This is a genomic window from Pseudogulbenkiania sp. FW507-F1, assembly GCF_058781125.1.
The window spans coordinates 35,530-56,800 of record NZ_JBYSWM010000019.1 but is presented as its reverse complement, the minus strand read 5'-3'; the positions used below and the strand labels follow the sequence as shown (position 1 = coordinate 56,800).

The window sequence follows — 21,271 nt, the reverse complement described above, 5'->3', positions numbered from 1 at the left end:
TTTCCGGAGGGGGGCTTTGGCGGAGGAGTGCTTAGTACAGCACGCGGCAGCGCAGGGTGCCCTCAATGCGCTGCAGGGTCTCCAGCGCGGTCTGGCTGGCGGCGCTGTCGATCTCGATCACCACGTAGCCGATCTCCTCGTTGGTCTGCAGGTACTGGCCGGCGATGTTTATGCCGGCGCGCGAAAACTCGTCGTTGATGCGAGCCAATACGCCGGGCTGGTTCTTGTGGATGTGCAGCAGCCGACATTTGCCGCGATGCTCGGGTAGCGAGACCTCCGGGAAGTTCACCGCGGTCAGCGTCGAGCCGTTGTTGGAGTACTTGATCAGCTTGGCGGCCACTTCGCCGCCGATGTTGGCCTGTGCCTCCAGCGTGCTGCCGCCGATGTGCGGCGTCAGGATCACGTTGTCGAACTCGCATAGCGGCGAGCTGAACGCCTCGCCGTTGCCCTCGGGCTCGACAGGAAAGACGTCGATAGCGGCGCCGTGCAGGTGCTTGCGGCGCAGCGCTTCGGCCAACGCTTCAATGTCCACCACGGTACCGCGCGAGGCGTTGAGCAGGTGGGCGCCGGGCTTCATCGCAGCCAGTTCCGTGGCGCCAATCATGTCCTGGGTGTCAGGCGTTTCCGGTACGTGCAGCGTGACCACGTCGGCCTGGCCGAGTAGTTCCTTGAGCGTTGCGACTTGGTGGGCGTTCCCTAGCGGTAGCTTGTTCTCCGTGTCGTAGAACGCCACCTTCATGCCGAGGGATTCGGCGAGGATGCCGACCTGGGTACCGATGTGGCCATAGCCGACGATGCCCAGCGTCTTGCCGCGCACCTCGTAGCTGTTGTCGGCCGATTTCAACCAGCCGCCGCGATGGGCCAGCGTGCTTTTCTCCGGGATGCCGCGCATCAGCATGATCGCTTCGGCAATCACCAGTTCGGCGACGGAACGGGTATTGGAGAACGGCGCGTTGAATACGGGGATGCCGTGGCGGGCGGCGGCCTTGAGGTCGACCTGGTTGGTGCCGATGCAGAAACAGCCGACCGCCATCAGCTTGTTGGCGGCGGCGAAGACCTCGTCGGTCAGCTGGCTGCGCGAGCGGATGCCGATGATATGGGCGTCGGCGATGCGTTCGAGCAGTTCTTCCGGGGCCAGTGCCTTCTTGTGATAGTCGATCTGGCTGTAACCGTCCTGACGGAAGCTGTCGACTGCCGTCTGGTGGACTCCCTCCAGAAGCAGTATCTTGATCTTGTCCTTGGCGAGCGAAAGGTTTTGCATGCCGGGTTCCGTTGTTGACCAAAAAACTCAAGTATTATTCATTATTACTCCGGATTTTCCGTCTTGACCAGAGAGTTGCCGATGATCGCTCCCCGCCTGCTTGCCGAGCTGCATGCCATGTTCAGTGCCGACCGCGTTGCCACCGATGCCGATTCTCTGGCCCGCTACGGGCTGGACTGGACCCGCTACTACCAGCCCGCGCCGTCCGCCGTGGTGTTCCCGCAAACCGTGGACGAGGTCGTTGCCGTCGTGCAGTGGGCCAACCGTGAGCAGGTGGCGCTGGTGCCCTCCGGCGGCCGTACCGGATTGTCTGGCGGGGCCGTGGCCCGGCAGGGCGAGGTGGTGGTGTCGTTCGACCGCATGAAGGCCATCAGCGACTTCGATCCGGTCGCGCGCACCGTGCGCTGCCAGGCCGGCGTCATCACCGAGGCACTGCAGCAGTTCGCTGCCGAAAATGGGCTCTACTACCCGGTGGACTTCGCCTCGCGCGGATCGAGTCAGATCGGCGGCAACATCGCCACCAACGCAGGCGGTATCAAGGTGGTGCGCTACGGAATGACGCGCGAGTGGGTGGCGGGGCTGACCGTGGTCACCGGCAAAGGTGAAGTGCTGCGGCTGAATAATGGGCTCGCCAAGAACAATACCGGCTACGACCTGCGCCACCTCTTCGTCGGCTCGGAAGGGACGCTCGGCTTCATCGTCGATGCCACCCTGAAGCTGGCTCGTCAGCCGGCCGAGCTGGGGGTAATGGTGTTGGCGGTGCCGCAGTTGACCGACATCATGAAGCTGTTTCACGCCTTCCGCGAACGGCTCGATCTCAACGCCTTCGAGTTTTTCTCGGAAAAAGCGATGCGCCACGTCCTGGCGCGCGGCCACGTGAAGCGGCCGTTCGAGGGCGAAGCCGACTACTACGTGCTGCTAGAGTTCGAGAAACTGGCCGCCGATGCCGAGGAGGTGGTCCTGGCCGTGTTTGAGGCGTGCGCCGAGCAGGGCTGGCTGGTGGACGGGGTGCTGTCGCAGTCCGAGCAGCAGGCCAAGGAGCTGTGGCGGCTGCGCGAGGACATCAGCGAGTCGATCACCCCCTACAAGCCTTACAAGAACGACATCGCGGTAACGGTGAGCCGGGTGCCGGCCTTCGTCGAACGGCTCGATGCCATCCTGTCGCGCGAATACCCGGATTTCGAGGTGCTGTGGTATGGCCATATCGGCGACGGCAACCTGCACATCAATATCCTGAAGCCCGACGAGCTGGAACTGGACGACTTCCGCCGCGCCTGCGAGCAGGTCAACGAACACGTTTTCTCCCTGGTGGGGGAATTCGGCGGCAGCATGTCGGCCGAACACGGCGTCGGCCTCTTGAAGCGCGATTATCTGGATGTGACGCGCAGTGTCGAGGAGATCGCGCTGATGCGTGCCATCAAGGCAGTGTTCGATCCGAACGGGGTGATGAACCCGGGTAAATTGCTGTAAAACCTTGCCGAAGAGGGCGCGTATGTCACGAGGGATTTCGTTGGTGTAACACGCTTTTGCCTATTTTTTAACCGGCTTGATTTTCCTCTTTTGTAACAATATCTTGTTGCTGTTTTCCACAGACTGTCCACGGCACTATTCAGCCGGGTTGTGAGTTTGTGGGGAAATCTTGCAGGATTTTGACGGTTTTTTGGGCGGTAACGGCAAGTGGCTAACCCGAAAAGGGTTTTTCGGGTTATTCATGGTTTATCCACAGGGTTATTCAGCGATGGCTGTGGATAGCTTGATGAGGCTTTCGTACGGTCTTACACAGGAGCTGCGTTTCGGCTGGGAATGGTCAGTCCTCTTGCCACGGCGGAGCGTGCAAGGAATTGATCCAACGCGCGTGTGACATGCGGAAAATCCGCAATCCCCACCAGTTCACCGGCCTCGTAGTAACCGATCAGGTTGCGCACCCAGGGGAAGGTCGCTATGTCGGCAATCGTGTAGGCCTCTCCCATGATCCACTTGCGGTCGGCGAGTCTCTGGTTGAGTACGCCAAGCAAGCGTCTGGACTCGGCAATGTAGCGGTCGCGCGGTCGCTTGTCTTCGTACTCCCTGCCGGCGAACTTGTTGAAGAACCCCACCTGTCCAAACATCGGGCCGATGCCGCCCATCTGGAACATCAGCCATTGCAGCGTCTCGTAGCGGCCCGCCGGATCCTGCGGCATGAATTTCCCCGCCTTGTCGGCAAGATGGACGAGAATCGCGCCGGATTCGAACAGCGGCAGCGGCTTTCCACCCGGACCGTTCGGATCGATGATTGCCGGAATCTTGTTGTTCGGATTGAGCGACAGGAACTCCGGCGACATCTGGTCGTTGGTTTCGAAGCTTACGAGATGCGGCTCGTAAGCCAGGCCGGTTTCTTCCAGCATGATCGATACCTTGACGCCGTTGGGTGTCGGTAATGAATAGAGTTGGATACGGTCGGGATGGCGCGCGGGCCACTTCTTCGTGATGGGAAAGGCGGAAAGATCGGTCATGGTTTCCTTGGCATGTTGTTTGCAATCAAAGTAACCAATATAAACACTGGGGCGATTTTTGTCCCGAGAGGGCTTTTTCGTCTGCTTTGGCACAGCCATATCGCCCCTCTCGATATATTGTGCCTATGATTGGTGAACATTTTTCCTGGCTAGGCAAAATTTTGCGGCGACAGTGGGGGGCTATGATGAGCTCCTCCTCTTGAAGACCGATCTCCATGTCGAGGACCGGCCCGCAGGGTGTTTCAGGGGTAGAGCAATAGCCACCGTCGGCAAGGAACAAAGCAGGTCGGGGGCGGCAGGGACATGGGAATGGATGTCTGTCAGGATGTTGTCTTTGATTCAGGCATCGGGGGAGTTGTCATGCACAGACTGAACGGCGGGTGTCATTGCGGAAATATCCACTTCGAAATGACGCTTCCCCATGCCCCGGCAACCTATCGCCCGCGGGCATGCGACTGCGATTTTTGCCATAAGCACGGCGCGGCGTATGTGGCTGACCCGGATGGTTCGCTGCTCATTCGTCTGCAAGACGAGCACATGGTGACGCGATATCGCCAAGGTGCGGGGATCGCGGATTGTCTGGTGTGCACGGCATGTGGTGTGCTGGTTGCCATTCATTATCAAGATGACCAAGGCGAGCGGCGGAGTTTCGCTGTCGTAAACAGCCGGGCTATCGATGGTGTTGTGCGCTTTGGCGAGAGCATTCCGGTTTCGCCGAAGGCGCTGACCGCCAGCGAGAAGGTGGAGCGCTGGAAAAGACTCTGGTTTCAGCGGGTCCGCATCATGACCTCCGCTTGATGTTCCTCAGGAGGGCATGGATAGAATTTGGCAAGATGAACGAGGTCTATTCGGCTTGCTTTGAAAGGGTGTGCCGCCTGTTCTGGCAGCTTCAAGCTAAGGACGGTTTGGTGCCCTGAGACCCAGGGGCAAACCCATCGAATTACGCTCGCGGCGCAACCGGCTGGGGCGGCTGGTCCGACAGACAATACGGGTTCAGCTGCCACGCCGACCATGGCGTCGCGTGTTTTGTGTTTTTACCCAGCCGGTGAAAGTTTCGCTGGGCATGGGCTTGGCAATAAAGTAGCCCTGCGCCAGGTTACATCCAAACTCCCGCAGCAATTTCCAGTCCTCGAGCGTTTCTATGCCTTCTGCCACCGTAACCAGGCTCATCTTGTGAGCCATGTCCAGGGCGGACTGCAGAATGACCCGCAGGTGCTCGCGCTGGTGGGCGCGATGCACGAAAGAGCGGTCGATCTTGAGTTCGGTGAAGGGGATGCGCGAGAGCTGCTGCATTGACGAAAAGCCGGTGCCATAGTCGTCGATGGACAGGCCGAACCCCTTCAGGCGCAGTCGTGCCAGATTGGCCAGTGCTATGCCAAGGTCGGCAGCCAGGGAGCTTTCGGTGACCTCCCAGATCACTTGTGCTGCGGGTAGCTGATACTGCTGCAACAAGGCGTCAACCTCGCTGACGAAATCGGGCAAATCCAGCAACCGAGGTGACAAGTTGACGGCAACCGTCAGGTGTACTCCGCTCCGTCGCCAATGGGCGGCCTGGGCAAAGGCCTGGCCCGCGATCTCCAGCGTCAGGTCGTGTATCAGCCTGTGCTTTTCGGCCAGTGGGATGAAGTGGTCCGGGGGAATGAAGCCCTTTTCAGCGTGGGGCCAGCGTGCCAGCACTTCCACACCGGTGATCGTGCCGCTTTTCAGGTCTATTTGAGGTTGATAATAAGGCAGGAGTTGATGGCGGGAGATGGCCAAAGCCAGCTCGTGGGCACCGGTGCTGGAGGCCTCCTTGTGGGTCTCTGGTGCTGAAGGGGAGGGGGGCGGCCGATCCGGACTGTGGTGCAATATCTCGGCAAGGTGTTGCTTGGTCAGCGGTTTTTTCCAAGCGGCTAGGATGGGTATTCCCAGTGCTTGTGCCATATTCTCGACGCTGCAGATCAAGGAAAGATCCCTGTTCGATGAGATGACCAGGGGTGCCATGACGTTGCGCTTCATCATCTGCAGGATGAATTCGACGCCATCCATGCCCGGCATCTCGAGGTCGACTACGATCAGGTGTGGGAGCGTGTCGAGACCGGCCAGCAGCTCAAGTGCCTGCATGCCATCGACGGCCTCAAGAATGCCTTGTATGCCAAACTGTCGAAGTAGCCCCACCACATGCAGCCTTTGCACCAGGCTGTCATCGACGATCAGTACCGTTTCAACCCGCGGTGGTGACATATCAGTAACCATAATGTTCGATGATTGGGGCGATGCGATGCAGCGAAACGACCTCACTGACACCGCCGAGCGCGATGGCCTCCTTGGGCATGCCAAACACCACGCAGGTCGATTCGTCTTCGGCGATCGTCCTGGCGCCGGCCTCGTGCATTTCCTTGAGGCCACGTGCCCCGTCATCCCCCATGCCGGTCATGATCATGCCGAGGGCATTGCGTCCGGCGAACTTCGCACATGAGCGGAACAGGACATCCACCGAAGGGCGGTGCCGGTTAACCAGCGGTCCGTCGATGATTTCAACGGTATATTGGGCGCCATTGCGTGCCAGCAGCATGTGCTTGCCTCCGGGGGCAATCAGGGCCCGCCCCGGCATCACGCGGTCGCCGTGGCGGGCCTCGCGCACTTCTATCTGGCACAGGCTGTTGAGGCGTTCGGCAAACATCGCGGTAAAGCGCTCCGGCATGTGCTGGACGATGACCATGCCCGGACATGTGGCAGGCAGCCGGGGCAGTACCGTCTCCAGTGCCTGGGTGCCGCCGGTGGAGGTGCCGATGGCGACGATACGTTCGGTGGTGCTGATCATGCTCGCCCCGCGACCGAGCCCGCTGCTGATGACGGCGTCGGCCGATAGCTTGGGCGAGGGGGCCAATGGCGGCCGCGCGCGTGACGCCAGGCGGCTGACATTGGCGCGAGAGGCGGCCCGGACGGCGTGTATGACGTCGTTGGCACTGTCTTCGAGAAACTGTTTCACCCCCATTTTGGGTTTGGTGATGATCGAAACGGCGCCGGCAGCCAGCGCATTCATCGCCGCGGCGGTGCCGGTTTCGGCCAGCGACGAGCAGATCACGACGGGGGTCGCCCGCTCGCTCATGATTTTTTTCAGAAAGGTCAGGCCATCCATACGCGGCATTTCGATGTCCAGCACGATCACATCCGGCCAGTCGCGTTGCATATGCGTCAGGGCGAACAGCGGGTCCGAGGCGGCTCCAATAACACGGATGCCTGGCTCGCGTTCCAGTGCCTGCCGGACGACTTGCCGTACCACGGCGGAGTCGTCGACGATCATTACCTTGATTGGCTCGCTCATTGTCTTGTGCTGGCTCATGTTGTGGATCGTTTCATCCCCTCTGCGGGAGGCTGTGTCACGCGCTGGTTTTCATCTGCCGCAACAGAGTCTTTCATCGTTTGCATTCGGGCCGGCAATACCGCGTCGGGCGCAGTGAAACCAGTTCGTCGGTCACCCCGTTCAGGGTTTCGGAGTGGCCGACGATGAACATGCCGTCGCGCTTGAGATGCGGCAGCATTTTGGCCACGACGCTGCGCTTGGTGTCGCTATCGAAATAAATCATTACATTGCGCAGGAAGATGATGTCGAACTGGCCAATGCTATTGGCGCCGAGCGCTGCCAGGTTCAACTGGCAGAAGCGAACCCGCTCACGTAATGCCTGCCCGATCAGAAAGGTTCCGGTCTGGCTGCCGACTCCTTTAAGGCAGTAGGTTTTCAGCAATTCATCCGGGATGTTCTTGGCGCGCTCGATCGGATAGTGGCCGTGCTTCGCTTGTTCCAGTGTCGGCAGGCTGATGTCGGAAGCCACGATCTCCCAGGAGGCGGACAAGCCGAGGGTTTCGGCCAGCACCATGGCGATGGAGTAAGGCTCTTCGCCGGAAGAACAGGCGCCACTCCATACCCGGAACGCTGTGCCGCGCCGACTGACGGCGAAATCGTGCAGGAAGTCAAAGTGAGCAGCTTCACGGAAAAAACAGGTTTCATGGGTGGTTAGCAGGTCGACCATCAACTGCACCTCGGCCGGGTGCTCGCCGCTGGCGAGCAGGCGGTAGTATTCGTCGAAGTGGCTCAGCCCGTGATGGCGCAGGCGTTTGGCGAGACGACCGGCCAGCAGCACCTTCTTGCCGGTGGTCAGGTTGATGCCGGCCAGGCGATGGATCAGCCGCTGGAAGAGGGCAAACTCGTGATCGGAGAGGGGGGGATTGTCCATAAGCACCTCGGTCTGGAACGAGAACACGCAATATTCATTGGCATGGCTTCAATACAGTGCTGCCGTCGTCTCATCGCCGACGAGATGACGCAAGGTGTGTGATTTGCTGGTGTGACCCGAGAGGGAACAAGGCAACGCCTGGCGATCGCTGGGCGTTGCCGGGTTCTCTCCATCCTTTCCAACCGTATCGCTGCTGTGCTTCAGGGCGGTGCCAGTGCAGTCCCGGGATGAGCGAGCGTGGCAATCTGGCTCATCTCGGTGATCGACAGCACACGGTCGAGATCGAGAATGATGACGAAACCGCCCGCCACTTTGCCCATGCCGCGGATGAAATCGGCACGGATGTTGGCACCGAAGGCCGGCGCCGGTTCGATTTCGCCGGCGGGTATCTCCAATACCTCGTTCACGCTGTCGACCAGGATGCCGATATCCTGCTGGACCTCGCTGTCATCCACCTGGTGATGCATCTCGACAATGACGATGCAGGTGCGACGTGCAACTGCGGTCGGTCTTGCGCCGAAGCGTGCCGATAGGTCGATCACCGGGACCACCGCACCGCGTAGATTGATCACGCCGCGGATGAAGGCCGGCATCAACGGGATGCCGGTCAACTGGCCGTATTCGATGATCTCCTTGATGTTGAGGATGCCAACAGCAAATGCCTCGGCGTTCAGCATGAAGGTGAGGAATTGCTGGACTCCGGGGGCGGCCACGAATGTGCCGGCGGGTCCTGACGGACAAGCGCAGTGCTCTGGTCCATGACGGCTCCTCAGAAATGTTCGAATTCCGGTTCGGTGCTCGCCAGGACGGGCGGCTTGCTCGCCGGATGGCTCCGTGCCGGAACGGGGGAATGGACCTGGGCGGCAGCGCCGTGGCGGGCAGGGCTACGTTGGCGGGCCGTGCTCTCGGTGCGGAAGAATGCCATCAGTCCTTGCAGCTGCTCTGCTTGGGCGCCCATTTCCTCGGCCGTGGCGGCCAGTTCCTCGGATGACGACGCACTCTGCTGGGTGGTCTGGTTGAGTTGGCCGACGGCCTGGTTGATCTGGGCCACGCCGGCGCTCTGCTCCTGGCTGGCGGAGGCAATTTCCTGCACCAGGTCGGAGGTCTTGCTGATCGACGGCACCATCGCGTCGAGCAGTTGGCCGGCGTGTTCGGCCAGCTTCACGCTGGAGCCGGCCAGCTCGCCAATTTCCTGAGCCGCCACCTGGCTGCGTTCGGCCAACTTGCGTACCTCGGCGGCAACCACGGCAAAGCCCTTGCCATGCTCGCCGGCACGGGCCGCCTCGATCGCGGCGTTCAGCGCCAGCAAGTTGGTCTGGTAGGCGATGTCGTCGATGATGCCGATCTTCTGTGCGATCGCCCGCATCGCGGTGACGGTTTCCTTGACCGCCGCGCCACCCTGGCCGGCTTCGCTGGCCGCTTTGGCGGCCATGCCATCGGTGACCCTGGCGTTTTCGGTGTTCTGTGCCACGGTGGCGGTGGTCTGCTCGAGGGTGGAGGAGATTTCCTCGACGGAAGCCGCCTGTTCGGCAGCGCCTTGCGACAGCGACTGTGAGGTGGCGCTGACCTGCTCGGCGGCGGCCGAGAGGTTGTCGGCCGCCGAGCGCACCTGGCCGATGGTGAGCGACAGCCGCTCGACCATGTTGCGCATCGCCGCCAGGAGGCTGGAGTTGTCGTTGGCGCGCAGCTCGATCTGCTGGGTCAGGTCGCCCTCGGCCACCTTGCGCGCAATGGCGGCGGCATGGTCGGGCTCGCCGCCGAGCTGTCGCATCAGATTGCGGGTGATCCAGAAGCCGACCGCGGCGGCGATGACGATGCCCGCTGCGATGAGCGCCAGCGTCAGGTTGCGTGCCTCGGCGTAAACCGCCTGGGCGTCCTTGGCCGAGCTGTCCATCAATTCGCCCTGGAACTGGACGAACTTCAGCGCATGTTCCTGGTAGGCGCGCAGGGTCGGCCGCAACTCGTTCTGCAAGAAGGCCCGCGCTTCATCCTGGCGTTCCTCCTCGACCAGGCGGATCAGCGTTTCCTGTCCGGCGATGTATTTGATGCGCAGTTCCTTCAACTGGGCCAGCATTTCCTTGCCGCGCGGCAAGGCGATCAACGGTTCGAGCTTGTCGAGCGTGGCGCCGATGACCTTGCGTGATTCCAGCACCCGCTCCTTGTCCCGCTGTCGATCCTCCTTGCTTGTCGACAGCATCATGTTGCGCAGGGCGATGGCGGTCTGGCTGGAGTTGTCGACGATCTGGTTCAGCAGCACGGTCTTCGGCCAACGGTCGTTGGCCATGGTATCGATCGCGTCGTTGAGGCGTCCCATGCGCACGATGCCAATGGTTGAGATGGTGATCATGACCAGAATGACGATGCCGAAGCCGAAGCTTAGTTTGGCACCCACTTTCATGTTGGCGAACATAACGAACTCCCTTCTTCCTTCTAGGCTAACGTGGTCGGCTCAGGTGGCCGAAGTGGATGCCGCTTCGCGCGACTCGCGCCGAGTCGCGATGGCGACGAGTGCGGGAACATCAAGAATCAGTGCCACCTCGCCGCTGCCGAGGATGGTCGAGCCGCCGATGCCGCGCAGGCTCTGGAACAGATGGCCGAGCGGTTTGATCACCGTCTGGAATTCGCCCAGCAGTTGGTCAACGACGATGCCGACCTTCTGCGCGCCGGTACGCACCACGACCACGTTCTCGCGCGCCGGCCGCTTGCCCGGCAGGTTGAACAGCTCGTGCAGACGGATGAACGGCAGTACTTCGCCGCGCAGGTTGAGGTAATGGTTATCGCTGGTTTGCGGCGACAACTCGAGGCATTCGACCACCATGTCGAGCGGCACCACGTAGTTGGCCTGTCCCGTGCCGACCAGGAAGCCGTCGATGATGGCCATGGTCAGCGGCAGGCGGATGGAAAAGCGGGTGCCGGCGCCGGGAGCCGAGCGGACATCGACGTGGCCGCGCAGGCTCTGGATATTGCGCTTGACGACGTCCATGCCGACGCCACGGCCGGACAGGCTGGAGACGTGATCGGCGGTGGAGAAACCCGGCTCGAAGATTAGGTTGTCGATTTCCGCTTCGCTCAGGTTGTGGCCCGGCTGGAGCAGGCCGCGCTCGGTCGCCTTCGCCACGATTTTGTCGCGGTTGAGGCCGCCTCCGTCGTCGCTGACGGTAATGACGATGCTGCCCGAATCATGCGAGGCGTTCAGCTCCAGCCGGCCGCGGGGTGGCTTGCCGGCGGCGGTACGGCGCGCGGTGGGTTCGATCCCGTGGTCGATGGCGTTGCGTACCAGATGGATCAGCGGATCGCCGATCTTCTCCACCACGCTCTTGTCGAGTTCGGTTTCTCCTCCGGTAATGACCAGTTCGATGTCCTTGCCAAGCTCTTTGGAGACATCGCGCACGATGCGGTTGAAGCGGCTGAAGGTTTCTCCAATCTGCACCATGCGCAGTTGCAATGCCGAATCGCGTGTGCTTTCGACCAGGCGCATCATCAGCGAGCTCGCCTCCAGAAGCTCGGCGCGGCCGCTGCGACTGGCAAGCAGGCTGACGCTGGCGCTGGCAATCACCAGCTCGCCGACCAGGTCGATCAGGCGGTCGAGCTTGTCGGCCTGGATGCGGATCAGCCTCGCCTCGGCGGTTTTCTTGTCGCTGACCTGAGCCTGCCGGATGATGGCCGCCTCGACCAGCTTGGGCTGTACCACCTGCTGTTGCACCAGAATTTCTCCCAGTGGTACGACTTCGGGTGGCGCTGCGCCGGCCATGGGCGGCTGCTGCATAAGCAGCCCGTCATCGAGCTCCGCTTGCGTGAGCGCGCCGATGCGAACCAGGATTTCGCCCAGCCGCATCGTGTCTTCCGGCAGGGACTGCACCAGATCGATGTAGTCGGCCAGGCGGCTGTCCGGCGGCAGGATGTGCAGGGTGCAATCGTCGCGGACGAACTCGAATACCCGCTCGATCGTCGCCTTGTCGGCGCAGGAGGCAAAACGAATCTCGAAGCCGAGATAGCAGGCTTCCGCATCCATCTGATCTGCCGGCGGCATGGCATCGGCCACGGTTTCGAGGTGCACGATGGTGCCCAGCGTACCGAGGTAGTGCAGGAAGGACAGCGGGTCCATGCCGTTCTTCAGCACATGGCGCTCGAAACGCAAGGAGATGTGCCAACATTCGCTCTCGAACAGGTCCCGGCCCAGGCTTGGCTGGGTGGTGGTGGATGCCCCGGCCGGGGGGAGGCCGGGCGGTGCGGTCCGTGCGTCGCGCTGTAAACGTGCGAGCAAGGCATCGCCGGCCAGTTGCAATTCGGCCGTTGGGTGAACCCGGCGGATTTCGAACTCGCCCAACAGCAAGCCGATATGATCGCCGCAGGCCAAAAGCAAGGCGATGAGTTCGGCGCTGACAGCGATGTCGCCATTGCGCAGTTGGTCGAGCACGTTTTCGACCACGTGGGTGAAGGCGACGATGTAGTCGCATTCGATGACGCCGGCACCGCCCTTGATCGTGTGCGCGGCGCGAAAGATCGCATGCAGCGTGTCGGCGTCGCCGGAAGCTGCTTCGAGCTGTAGCAGCGCTGCTTCGAGCGCGGCCAACTGTTCGCGACTTTCCGTCACGAACACGGTCAGGAGTTCGTCCATGGGCGTTGCCTGTTCAGGATTCAGCTTTCCCGCGCGGGGATCAGCATCGGGTCGCCGAAGTCGGCGGCCACGTTGAAAAAGTCCACCACCTCACGCACCGCCGGACTGTGCGCGACGATCAGCAGCGGCTTGTCCTGATGGCGTGCTTCCCGCTTGGCCAGCAGCAACAGCTGAAATCCGGCCGTGTCGATTTCGGCCACGGCGGAAAGATCGAGCTCGAGGCCGTCTCCCGCCTGTAGGGCGTCGAGCAGCAGCTGCTTCTGTGCCGTGGCGTTGTAGATGGTCATGTCGTCGAGGAGGGTGAGGCGTTGGTGCTCCGGAGCCGGGCTGGGTGCCATGATAGTCCTCAGAACAATTCAACCTTGGGGCTGGCCGCCACCGTAGGCTGGTGGGTGACGGCGTGATGAGCCTGGCGCTGCTGGTCCATCACGTAATCGCTGTAAATGGCTTCCAGATGGAGCGCGAGGGGCTTGTACTGGACACTGGGGTCGCCCGGCTGCTGCAGCCGCCGCACCAGTACGGCAAGGTGGTCATCCAGGCGATGCAGGGCTTCCGCCGTATGCTCGATCTGTTGACGGGTGACGTCCTGGAACTGCACGCTCGCCAGTGCATGCATGAACATCTGCATCAGCTCTGCGCTGCTGCTGCTCACGCTGTCGATGACGTGGGTCTGATGGCGCAGTAGATCCTGGTAGCTGTTGCCAAGTCCGGCGAGCTGATCGGCGAAATGCCCAAGCGTGGCTTGCTCGCGTTCAAGATTGGCCGTCGACAGCTTTTGCTGCAACTGAGCCTCGACCGTCATCCCCACGTCCATGATGCCCTGGCTGATCGCCACCACCGCTTTTTCGGTTTCGCCCGACAACTTGCGGACCTCGTCGGCCACCACGGCGAAGCCGCGCCCGGCTTCGCCGGCTCGGGCCGCCTCGATCGCCGCATTCAGCGCCAGCAGATTCGTTTGTGCCGCGATGTTCTTGATCAGAAGGGTGAGCGACTGCAACGAGCGTGTCTCGGCGACGACCCGGTGGGTTCGCTCTTGGTCCTGGCGAGCCTCCTGGAGGCGGTGATCGATGTAGTCACGCATCGCACCGATCAGATGCTGGTTGTCGGCGATGTGCTGCTCGGAGTTCTGTGCCAGTTGGCTGGCGTGCGACGAACTCGTCGTGACAAAGTCGTTCAGCCTTGTCACGACGCCATCGATGGCCTGCAGCCGGTTGGTAATGTCGTAGGCCGCTTGCTCGGTCTGCTGCACCACGCTGCCCAGATGATTGCGCAGCACGTCACTATAGGTTGGTACCGCAAGGAGCTCTCCCGCCACCTCGTTGCTGGCCGTGCTCAGCTGTTCGCTCCCCTGTGCCAGTTGTGCCAGCCGGGATGACAACCCGTACTGCTGCTGGCGGAACAGCAGGAAGGGGATCAGCCAGACGCCGAGGCTGGCCGTGCTCACCAGCAGCACCGCCCCGATGGCATTGCCCAAGGGCTGCGACAGGCCGAGTGTCGGCAACAGGACGGTGGTGAAACCGTCGTTGAAGAAGTACACGCTCAAGCCGGCCATGACGGTAACGACGCTGAACGAACCCAGGGCATATAGGAGGAAAGGTCGTTGCTGCATGATCAGCGCATCACCAGCTTGATGGTGTTGAGCAGATCGTCTGCCGAGGCCGGCTTGACGATCCAGCCTGAAGCACCGGCAGCTTTCGCCTCGGCCTTTTTCGATTGCTGTGACTCGGTGGTCAGGAACAGGATCGGCATGAAGCGATAGTTCGGCAGTTTGCGTACGTGTTGAATCAGCTCGATGCCGTTCATGCCGGGCATGTTGAGATCAGTGATCAATAGGTCGGACTTTATGCCGGCTTGAAACTGGCTTAATGCCTCTCCAGCATTCCCGGCTTTCGCGACGGCGTAGCCGGCCTTGGCGAGGATATTGGAAACGGAGAGCAAGATGGTCGCCGAGTCGTCCACGAGGAAGATGGTTTTCATGAGTCGGGTTTACTCCGGCCAAGCATGAGGGGAGGGCGCAACAGGTGGTCAGCCTAGTCTTCTTTGGTTAGGGGGCGGGGAGGTTGTTTGCAAGGACAAATGAGTAAACCTACGAAGTCGGGACAAATAAGATTGATTTAAATCAAATTTCTTCTTTGTTAATATAATTTTTATTAAAATATTTAAAGCTAATTATTAAAAAATATCGCTATATGAAAATATAGGATTACGTCATGGTGTGCTGGCGAAGGCGGCCGTTGAGGAGGGGCATTGCACCGCGACGAGCGCCGCTGAGCGGCGTGGGCGAGGTACTGGCGGGCTTGGACAGACTGCGGGGGAAAAGAAGCCCGCCGGGCCGGGTGGCGTTGCGGGCAGGGGCTTGCGTTCAGAGCCGGTGCGGGGTTATTCCAGCGGCCGGCCGGCGGTTTCGCGCACCATGGCCCAGCCCAGCAGGGATACCAGGCCGCAACCGATGACGTAGAGCGCCGGAGCGTTCGGGTTGCCGGTGAGGCGGATCAGGCCGGTGGCGAAGAACTGGGCGAAGCCGCCGAAGATCAACACGCCAAAGCAGTACACCAGGGACATGCCGGTGGCGCGTACGCGGCGCGGGAACAGTTCCGGCAGGATCACCACCGAGGGCACGCTGTTGAAAATCAGGAGCAGCGACAGTCCCGCCACCACCAGGAGCAAGGTGGCGAGGTTGGGGCTGGCGTTGAGCAGCATGAAGGCGGGGTAGATCAGCACTAGCATTGGTATGCGCGTCAGCAGGATGGCGCGTTTGCGGCCGATGCGGTCGCTCAGGATGCCGGCATACGGCGCCAGCAGCATGGAGACGGCCGCGGCGGCGAGCCCGGCCCACATGGCCTGCTTGAGCGGCAGGCCGAGCTGGGTGGCAGCGTAGTTGGTCATGTAGTTGAGGATGATGTAGTTGGCGGCGGTGCCGCCGATCACCAGCAGCACGCCGGCGACGAGTTCGCGGCGGAAGGGGCCGAACACGGCGGCCACGCTGCCCAGCCCTTCCTCGGCGTGGGTGCTGTCGGCGGTTTCGTGCAGGTGACGGCGGATGTACATGCCGATCGGCACCACCAGCATGCCGAGCACGAAGGGTATGCGCCAGCCCCAGCTCTCCAGTGCGTCCGTCGGCAGTAGATAGGTCAGCGCGAGGCCGCACAGCGAGCCCAGCAGCACGCTCAGGGCCTGGCTGAACAACTGCCAGCTGCCGTAGTAGCCGCGCGAATGGTCGTCGGCATATTCCAGTAGCAGCGAGGTGGATGCGCCCAACTCGCCGCCGATGGCAAAGCCCTGGATCAGGCGTCCCAGCACGATCAGCACCGGCGCGGCGAGGCCGATCTGGGCATAGATCGGCGTGATGACGAACATGGCCGAGCCCAGCGCCATCAGCCACAGCGTCAGCATCATGGCCGGCTTGCGTCCGGCGCGGTCGGCGTAGGCGCCGATGACGATGCCGCCCAGCGGGCGCATGGCGAAGCCGACGCCGAAGGTGGCGAGCGACAGCATGAGTTGGCCGAAAGCGGTATCGACCGGGAAGAACAGCCGGCCGATCAGGGTGGCGAAGAAGGTGTAGACAGTGAAATCGAAAAACTCCAGACCATTGCCCAGGGTGATGGCGGCGATGGAGCGGGCGCTGGCCGATCGGCTCGCCGGGGCGGTACGGTGAGCGGCCGTCCCGGCCGGCGAGGTGAGGCTGGTTGACATGATGGTTTCTCTCTCTTTGTAGATAGTGATATACGGTCCCGGTCGCCTTGTTGTTTTATTCGGCCGGACCGCCCGACCGGGTGGCGATCCGGTTGGCTATCTCTCAATCCAGGAAACGTTCGGCCAGCTTGACCCAGTAGCTCGCCCCCAGCGGCAGGCAGGCGTCGTTGAAGTCGTAGCCGGGGTTGTGCACCATGCAGCCGCCTTCTCCGTCGCCGTTGCCGATGATCAGGTAGCAGCCGGGGCACTGCTGCAGCAGGAAGGCGAAGTCCTCGCTGCCGGTGAGGGGAACCATGCCGTCGATCAGGCCCTCTTCGCCGAGCCAGTCGTGCGCCACCGCGCGGGCGAGGGCGGTTTCGGCCGGGCTGTTCACCAGTACCGGGTAGCCGCGCCGGTAGTCGACCTCGGCCTTGGCGCCGAAGCCTTCCGCCTGCGCGTGCGCCAGGGCGGTGATGCGCTGTTCGAGCAGGTCGCGCACCGCCGGGTTGAGCGAGCGCACCGACAGCCGCATCTCGGCGCTGTCCGGGATCACGTTGGCGGCTTCGCCGGCGCGGATGGCGCCGACGGTGACGATGGCCATCTCCAGCGGCGGCACGTTGCGCGCCACCACGCTTTGCAGCGCCATGGTCAGGGAGGCGCAGACCACCACCGGGTCGACCGAGCGGTGCGGCATGGCGCCGTGGCCGCCACAGCCCTGGATGCGGATGGTGACGGTGTCGGACGAGGCCATGAAGGCGCCGGGCAGAAAGCCGAAACGCCCCGCCGGGTAGCCCGGCATGTTGTGCCGAGTTAGTAGTGACTTTGTTGCCCGATGTAATCCTAAAACCCTTGCAAGTAAGGCGTTTTGTCGCATTTCTGAACAACATCGGACAACTGTGTTCTAGAATAAAACTGTGGTAGGCGGTAGTGGTAAGCGTCACCACGACCCGGCGAGTTACCACAGAGTTGAGGACACCATGGCAAAGCAGATAATGACCCGCGACGAGCTGAAGGCGGCAGTGGCGGAAGGCGTGGCCGAGGGCCAGAAAATACGCAAGATACACACCGGGCGGGGGGTCTATTTGTGGCTGACCCCGGACGGCAAGGCGTACTGGCGGTATAGGTATCAGGTCCGGGTAGAGGCCGAGGGCAAGAGCAAGAGCAAGGAACAGCTCGTGTCGTTGGGCGTGTACCCGGCTGTCAGCCTCAAGGAAGCACAGGCCAAGCGCGACGCCCTCACCGGCAAGGCCGACCCGGCTGCCGAACGCCGCCAGCAGAAACAGGCAGTGCAGGCGGACGCCGTGCACACGTTCCGAAGCGTGGCGGAAGAGTGGTATTTGAAGCGTTCCGGGCCGTGGAGTGCCAGTTATAAAGATGACATTCGTAGAAGGTTGGAACACTACTTGTACCCTGACATTGGCGACAAGCCGATGGCCACGCTGGAAGCCGCCGACATCATCGAAACGCTGGAAAAGATCGAGAAACGGGGAGCGATCAGCACTGCGCACCGGACGGCTGGCACGGTGGACGCAATCTTTCGCTTCGCCGTCGTCAAGCAGTACTGCCGCCGCAACGTGGCCGCTGGCTGTGGCGAAGCCTTGAAGACCGTGGAAGAGGGCAGCCAGCCGAGTGTGGAACTGGCCGAGCTACCGGCGTTGGTGGCTGCCATTGATACCTACGACCGCTTCGGGGACCGGCGCACCATGTTGGCCTTGCAGTTGCTGCTATTGACCGCCGTGCGTGCCAGCGAACTACTGGAAGCGACGTGGGGAGAGTACGATCTGGACGCCGCGATGTGGGTCGTGCCCGAAACCCGCATGAAGATGGGACGTGCCCACATGGTCCCATTGGCACCGCAAGCCGTCGCCATCCTGAGAGAGTTGCAGGAAATCGCGGGTGACAGTAAGTGGGTGCTGCCGGGTCGGAGCTGGGACAAGCCCATCAACATCAGCACGCTAAGAGCGGCCTTGTACCGACTGGACTATCGTGGAAAACAAAGTCCCCACGGCTTCCGGTCGCTGTTTTCCACTATTGCGAACGAACAATGGGTGAACCCCGGCGCTGCCGAAAAGGTAGATGTCATTGAGGCCCAGCTCGCGCACTTGACCGGCAGCAAGGTGCGTCGGGCTTACAACAAGGCGAAATACTTGGCCGACCGCACCCGGCTTATGGTTTGGTGGGCGGATTACATCGACGTGGCGCGGGAAGAGGGCAAACGCCTTGGTCAAGCCGCCTGACGTGTTGAACTTCAGGAAAGCGCTTGTTAGTCTTACATCGTCCGCCCGGCTCTTTAAGCCAGTGGGAACCGCACGGACGAGATTGAGGTCGCCACCGGCAGTGCTTCGATGTGGCGACCGCCAAACCGGGCAAACCGGCTGCTGTATCCCGAACATGGCGTGCTGACTGCACGGTGCGGAAGTCGAAGCCGCATAGCAAGGCCTGAGAACACGAACGGCTGGAAGCGCGAGGAAACCCCTCGCGGTTCCAGCCGTTTTGCCGTTCAGGAGGCCGCCATGCCCCGCCAGTCCACTGCATCCATCCACACGCCGTTTTCTACCCCCGCGAGCGCCACGCTCGCCCCTTGGACGCCTGCCGCCTTGCCCGCCGAGGGCTTTGTGCGCGAGCGTCAGGTTCTCGCCGTCCTGCCGTTTGCCCGGTCCACGTGGCTGAAAGGCGTCAAGGAAGGCCGCTTCCCTCAACCGGTCCACTTCGGCGCTCGCTGCGTGATGTGGAAGGTCGAAGACATCCGCGCCCTGCTGGCCAGACTGGCGGAAGGGCTGCCCGAGCTGAGCACCCCCGAGCAACGCAGCCGGATCACAACACAGATCGCCGCCAGCAAGGCAAAGGGTGGTCGCCATGCGTGATCTGGTCGAGGTGCCGGATGGCACCCATGAAAATGCCCCCGGCGTCAGGGAAGGGGCGCAGGGGGCCGAGATGACTCTGGATACTACTGCCGGTACTCAGACTAGTCTTGATTTCGTACACAATCAAGTCAGTAACAGCGCCTTCATGTCGGCGATCTTTCGCCAGACGGATACCTGTTGGACCACCAGCTTCGAGACAAACCCCAAAGCCGCCATACCAAGAGAATGGAAAGGCCGCGCCTGCCTGCCGGGTGACATGCCGGATTTCCCCGAGCGCAACACCTACTTCTCCGTGGCTTCCTTCCTTGAAGGTGCTGAGGGCCGGAAGCGCGACCAGTTTGCCGCCCTGCACGTTCTGGTGCTGGACGATCCCGACAGCGTGGCGCTCGACCCCACCTACTTGCTGGAAACATCCGAAGGCAACTATCAGGCTGGCTACCGTCTGAAAGACCCTGTTACCGACATCGGCATAGCCAAACGGCTGCACGATCAACTGGCCAAGGCGGGGCATATTCCAAACGACAAGAGTGGCAACAACGCCGTGCGATATGTTCGCCTGCCTGTCGGCAGCAACACCAAGCAGGAGACACCCTTCCGGCACGTGCTGAAGGTCTGGACTCCCGAGCTGGTTTATAGCTTGGGCGAGCTGATCGACGGCCTGAAGCTGGACAAGGATTACATCCTGCATGGTGGCCAACGGAAAGAGCCGACAGGCGCTGTCGCGGGTGATGTCATTCCCGAAGGCGCACGCAACGTCACCTTGACCAGCTTGGGCGGCACCATGCGCCACCGTGGCATGACCGAGGAAGAGATGCTGGCGGCGCTGCTGGTGGTGAACGCCAAGCGGTGCAGTCCGCCGCTGGATGAAAAAGACGTTGCCACCATCGCGCATTCGGTCGCCCGCTATGCGCCGTCTGACGTGCCGAAAGACGGTTCGGTTACTTCCTCAGCCTTTATCGGCCCCGATAAGTCGCACTGTCTTGAGTTGACCGCCGAACCCGAAAAGCGTGAAGCCATCGTCGGCGATCTGATCTACGCCACCAACGGCGTGCTTATCGCTCCGGGAGGCGTGGGCAAGACCACCCTGACCATACACGAAGCCGTCCACCTGATCCTTGGCCGCGACATCTGGCAGCAAAAAGTACACCGCCCCGGTGGCGTGCTGTTCATCACTGGCGAAGATGAGCGGGAGGAGTTTCTGCGACGACTGTACATGTTGATGGGGGCGCTCAACCTGACACCCAGCGAACGCCAAAAGGTGATGCAGAATTTTTACGTCGAGGATGTCACCGACCGGATCGTGCGGCTGGCCGAGCTGGATCAATCCGGCAACATCATCATGACGCCGCATGTCGATGAGCTGATCGAACGTTACAAGGGGGTCAATCTGGCCATGATCAACATCGACCCGCTGGTCTATTTCGGCGCAGGCGAGCGGCTGGTGAACGATGCCGAATCGGTGATGTGCCAAGTCGCAAAGCGGCTGTCGCGGAAGCTGAACGCCCACGTGCGGCTGATCCACCATACCGGCAAGGAAGTCGCCCGCAACGGCACCCATGACCAGTATGCCGGACGTGGCGGCAGCGCCTTGGCGGATAACTCGCGGTTGGTGATGCAGGTTATCGACGGCGAGAGCAAGGATTTCAGGGTGCCGGAAATGGCCAAAACGCTGCTCACCATGGGTTATCAGGCGCTGCAAGTGCACTTTCACAAAAACAGCTACGGTCGCAAACCGCCGTTTCCGGTCTGGATGATGCGGGAGGGCTGGCGCTTCCATGAATTCAACGGCGAACCGGTCAGCGAGACGGCCAACCGCAAGGAACGCCTGGACAAGATCAAGCACTACCTCGTCGGCAAGCTGCAAGCGGGCGTCTACCTCTCGAAGTCCTCACTCGTTGAAGCCTACGGCGACATCGGCGTGTCACGTAACCAGCTCCGCACGCTGGTCAATGAGGCCTTGCAGACCGGCGAACTGGTCGAACGGGACTTGCCGCCTGAGAAGGTGCAGGGGCGCTTCCAGCAGCATCTGGATATGCCAATGGGAAAAGACCGAGAACGCTTTTTCGTAGGCTATCAGGTGGCGGAATAGGGCTATGACACACGGGTCAGGAGAGGGTCAGGGAAGAGGGGTTTAATTAATCCGCCGC

General features: G+C 61.6%; 18 protein-coding genes. 5 read left to right on the top strand and 13 right to left on the bottom strand.

The genetic code is table 11. The annotated features are described in order from the left end of the window. Nucleotides 1-31: 31 nt before the first annotated feature. Entirely contained in the window at nucleotides 32-1,261 is a 1,230-nt protein-coding gene (gene serA / locus AC3WG5_RS13270) for a phosphoglycerate dehydrogenase (protein ID WP_014086705.1), read from the bottom strand. 81 nt (nucleotides 1,262-1,342) lie between these two features. Between serA and AC3WG5_RS13265 the strand changes: the two genes are divergently transcribed. Continuing rightward, nucleotides 1,343-2,731, top strand: a complete 1,389-nt coding sequence (locus AC3WG5_RS13265) for an FAD-binding oxidoreductase (protein ID WP_492569020.1) — start codon at nucleotides 1,343-1,345, stop codon at nucleotides 2,729-2,731. A gap of 305 nt (nucleotides 2,732-3,036) precedes the next feature. On the opposite strand, the gene AC3WG5_RS13260 is transcribed toward AC3WG5_RS13265, so the two are convergent. Then, nucleotides 3,037-3,753 (bottom strand): glutathione S-transferase N-terminal domain-containing protein, encoded by a 717-nt coding sequence (locus tag AC3WG5_RS13260; protein WP_492569019.1) that lies wholly within the window; start codon nucleotides 3,751-3,753, stop codon nucleotides 3,037-3,039. Between the two features lie 360 nt (nucleotides 3,754-4,113). Between AC3WG5_RS13260 and AC3WG5_RS13255 the strand changes: the two genes are divergently transcribed. Continuing rightward, nucleotides 4,114-4,551, top strand: coding sequence for a GFA family protein (locus AC3WG5_RS13255; RefSeq protein ID WP_492569018.1), 438 nt, complete (start codon nucleotides 4,114-4,116; stop codon nucleotides 4,549-4,551). 195 nt (nucleotides 4,552-4,746) lie between these two features. Here the strand turns inward: AC3WG5_RS13255 and AC3WG5_RS13250 are convergent, their stop codons facing one another. The 11 genes from AC3WG5_RS13250 to AC3WG5_RS13200 all read right to left on the bottom strand — a co-directional run bounded on the left by AC3WG5_RS13250 (nucleotide 4,747) and on the right by AC3WG5_RS13200 (nucleotide 17,134). Continuing rightward, nucleotides 4,747-5,988, bottom strand: a complete 1,242-nt coding sequence (locus AC3WG5_RS13250) for an EAL domain-containing response regulator (RefSeq protein WP_492569017.1) — start codon at nucleotides 5,986-5,988, stop codon at nucleotides 4,747-4,749. Next, entirely contained in the window at nucleotides 5,978-7,078 is a 1,101-nt protein-coding gene (locus AC3WG5_RS13245) for a protein-glutamate methylesterase/protein-glutamine glutaminase (RefSeq protein ID WP_492569016.1), read from the bottom strand. Before AC3WG5_RS13245 ends, AC3WG5_RS13250 begins: the two co-directional genes overlap by 11 nt. A gap of 73 nt (nucleotides 7,079-7,151) precedes the next feature. Then, nucleotides 7,152-7,997 (bottom strand): CheR family methyltransferase, encoded by an 846-nt coding sequence (locus AC3WG5_RS13240; protein WP_492569015.1) that lies wholly within the window; start codon nucleotides 7,995-7,997, stop codon nucleotides 7,152-7,154. A 173-nt stretch (nucleotides 7,998-8,170) separates the two neighbouring features. Then, nucleotides 8,171-8,683, bottom strand: coding sequence for a chemotaxis protein CheW (locus tag AC3WG5_RS13235; RefSeq protein WP_492569014.1), 513 nt, complete (start codon nucleotides 8,681-8,683; stop codon nucleotides 8,171-8,173). 56 nt (nucleotides 8,684-8,739) lie between these two features. Further along, nucleotides 8,740-10,380, bottom strand: a complete 1,641-nt coding sequence (locus tag AC3WG5_RS13230; protein ID WP_492569013.1) for a methyl-accepting chemotaxis protein — start codon at nucleotides 10,378-10,380, stop codon at nucleotides 8,740-8,742. Between the two features lie 39 nt (nucleotides 10,381-10,419). Then, nucleotides 10,420-12,588 (bottom strand): chemotaxis protein CheA, encoded by a 2,169-nt coding sequence (locus AC3WG5_RS13225; protein ID WP_492569012.1) that lies wholly within the window; start codon nucleotides 12,586-12,588, stop codon nucleotides 10,420-10,422. A 20-nt stretch (nucleotides 12,589-12,608) separates the two neighbouring features. Continuing rightward, nucleotides 12,609-12,926: an STAS domain-containing protein gene (locus AC3WG5_RS13220; protein ID WP_008953775.1), complete on the bottom strand. Its 318-nt coding sequence runs from the start codon at nucleotides 12,924-12,926 to the stop codon at nucleotides 12,609-12,611. A gap of 8 nt (nucleotides 12,927-12,934) precedes the next feature. Beyond that, a complete protein-coding gene (locus AC3WG5_RS13215; protein WP_492569011.1) occupies nucleotides 12,935-14,197 on the bottom strand; it encodes a methyl-accepting chemotaxis protein in 1,263 nt (420 codons plus the stop codon). Nucleotides 14,198-14,199: 2 nt separating this feature from the next. After that, on the bottom strand, nucleotides 14,200-14,565 hold the full coding sequence (locus AC3WG5_RS13210; RefSeq protein ID WP_008953777.1) for a response regulator: 366 nt from the start codon (nucleotides 14,563-14,565) through the stop codon (nucleotides 14,200-14,202). A 402-nt stretch (nucleotides 14,566-14,967) separates the two neighbouring features. Next, complete coding sequence (locus AC3WG5_RS13205; RefSeq protein WP_492569010.1) at nucleotides 14,968-16,281, bottom strand: MFS transporter; 1,314 nt, start codon at nucleotides 16,279-16,281, stop codon at nucleotides 14,968-14,970. 103 nt (nucleotides 16,282-16,384) lie between these two features. Next, nucleotides 16,385-17,134 (bottom strand): amidohydrolase, encoded by a 750-nt coding sequence (locus AC3WG5_RS13200; RefSeq protein WP_492569009.1) that lies wholly within the window; start codon nucleotides 17,132-17,134, stop codon nucleotides 16,385-16,387. Between the two features lie 103 nt (nucleotides 17,135-17,237). Between AC3WG5_RS13200 and AC3WG5_RS13195 the strand changes: the two genes are divergently transcribed. From AC3WG5_RS13195 to AC3WG5_RS13185, 3 genes are all read left to right on the top strand, one after another. Beyond that, nucleotides 17,238-18,497 (top strand): tyrosine-type recombinase/integrase, encoded by a 1,260-nt coding sequence (locus AC3WG5_RS13195; protein ID WP_492569008.1) that lies wholly within the window; start codon nucleotides 17,238-17,240, stop codon nucleotides 18,495-18,497. Between the two features lie 276 nt (nucleotides 18,498-18,773). Next, on the top strand, nucleotides 18,774-19,124 hold the full coding sequence (locus AC3WG5_RS13190; protein ID WP_492569007.1) for a helix-turn-helix transcriptional regulator: 351 nt from the start codon (nucleotides 18,774-18,776) through the stop codon (nucleotides 19,122-19,124). Then, the gene (locus tag AC3WG5_RS13185; RefSeq protein ID WP_492569006.1) at nucleotides 19,117-21,213 is read left to right on the top strand and encodes an AAA family ATPase; all 2,097 of its coding nucleotides are present in this window, start codon (nucleotides 19,117-19,119) and stop codon (nucleotides 21,211-21,213) included. Before AC3WG5_RS13190 ends, AC3WG5_RS13185 begins: the two co-directional genes overlap by 8 nt. Nucleotides 21,214-21,271: the final 58 nt, after the last annotated feature.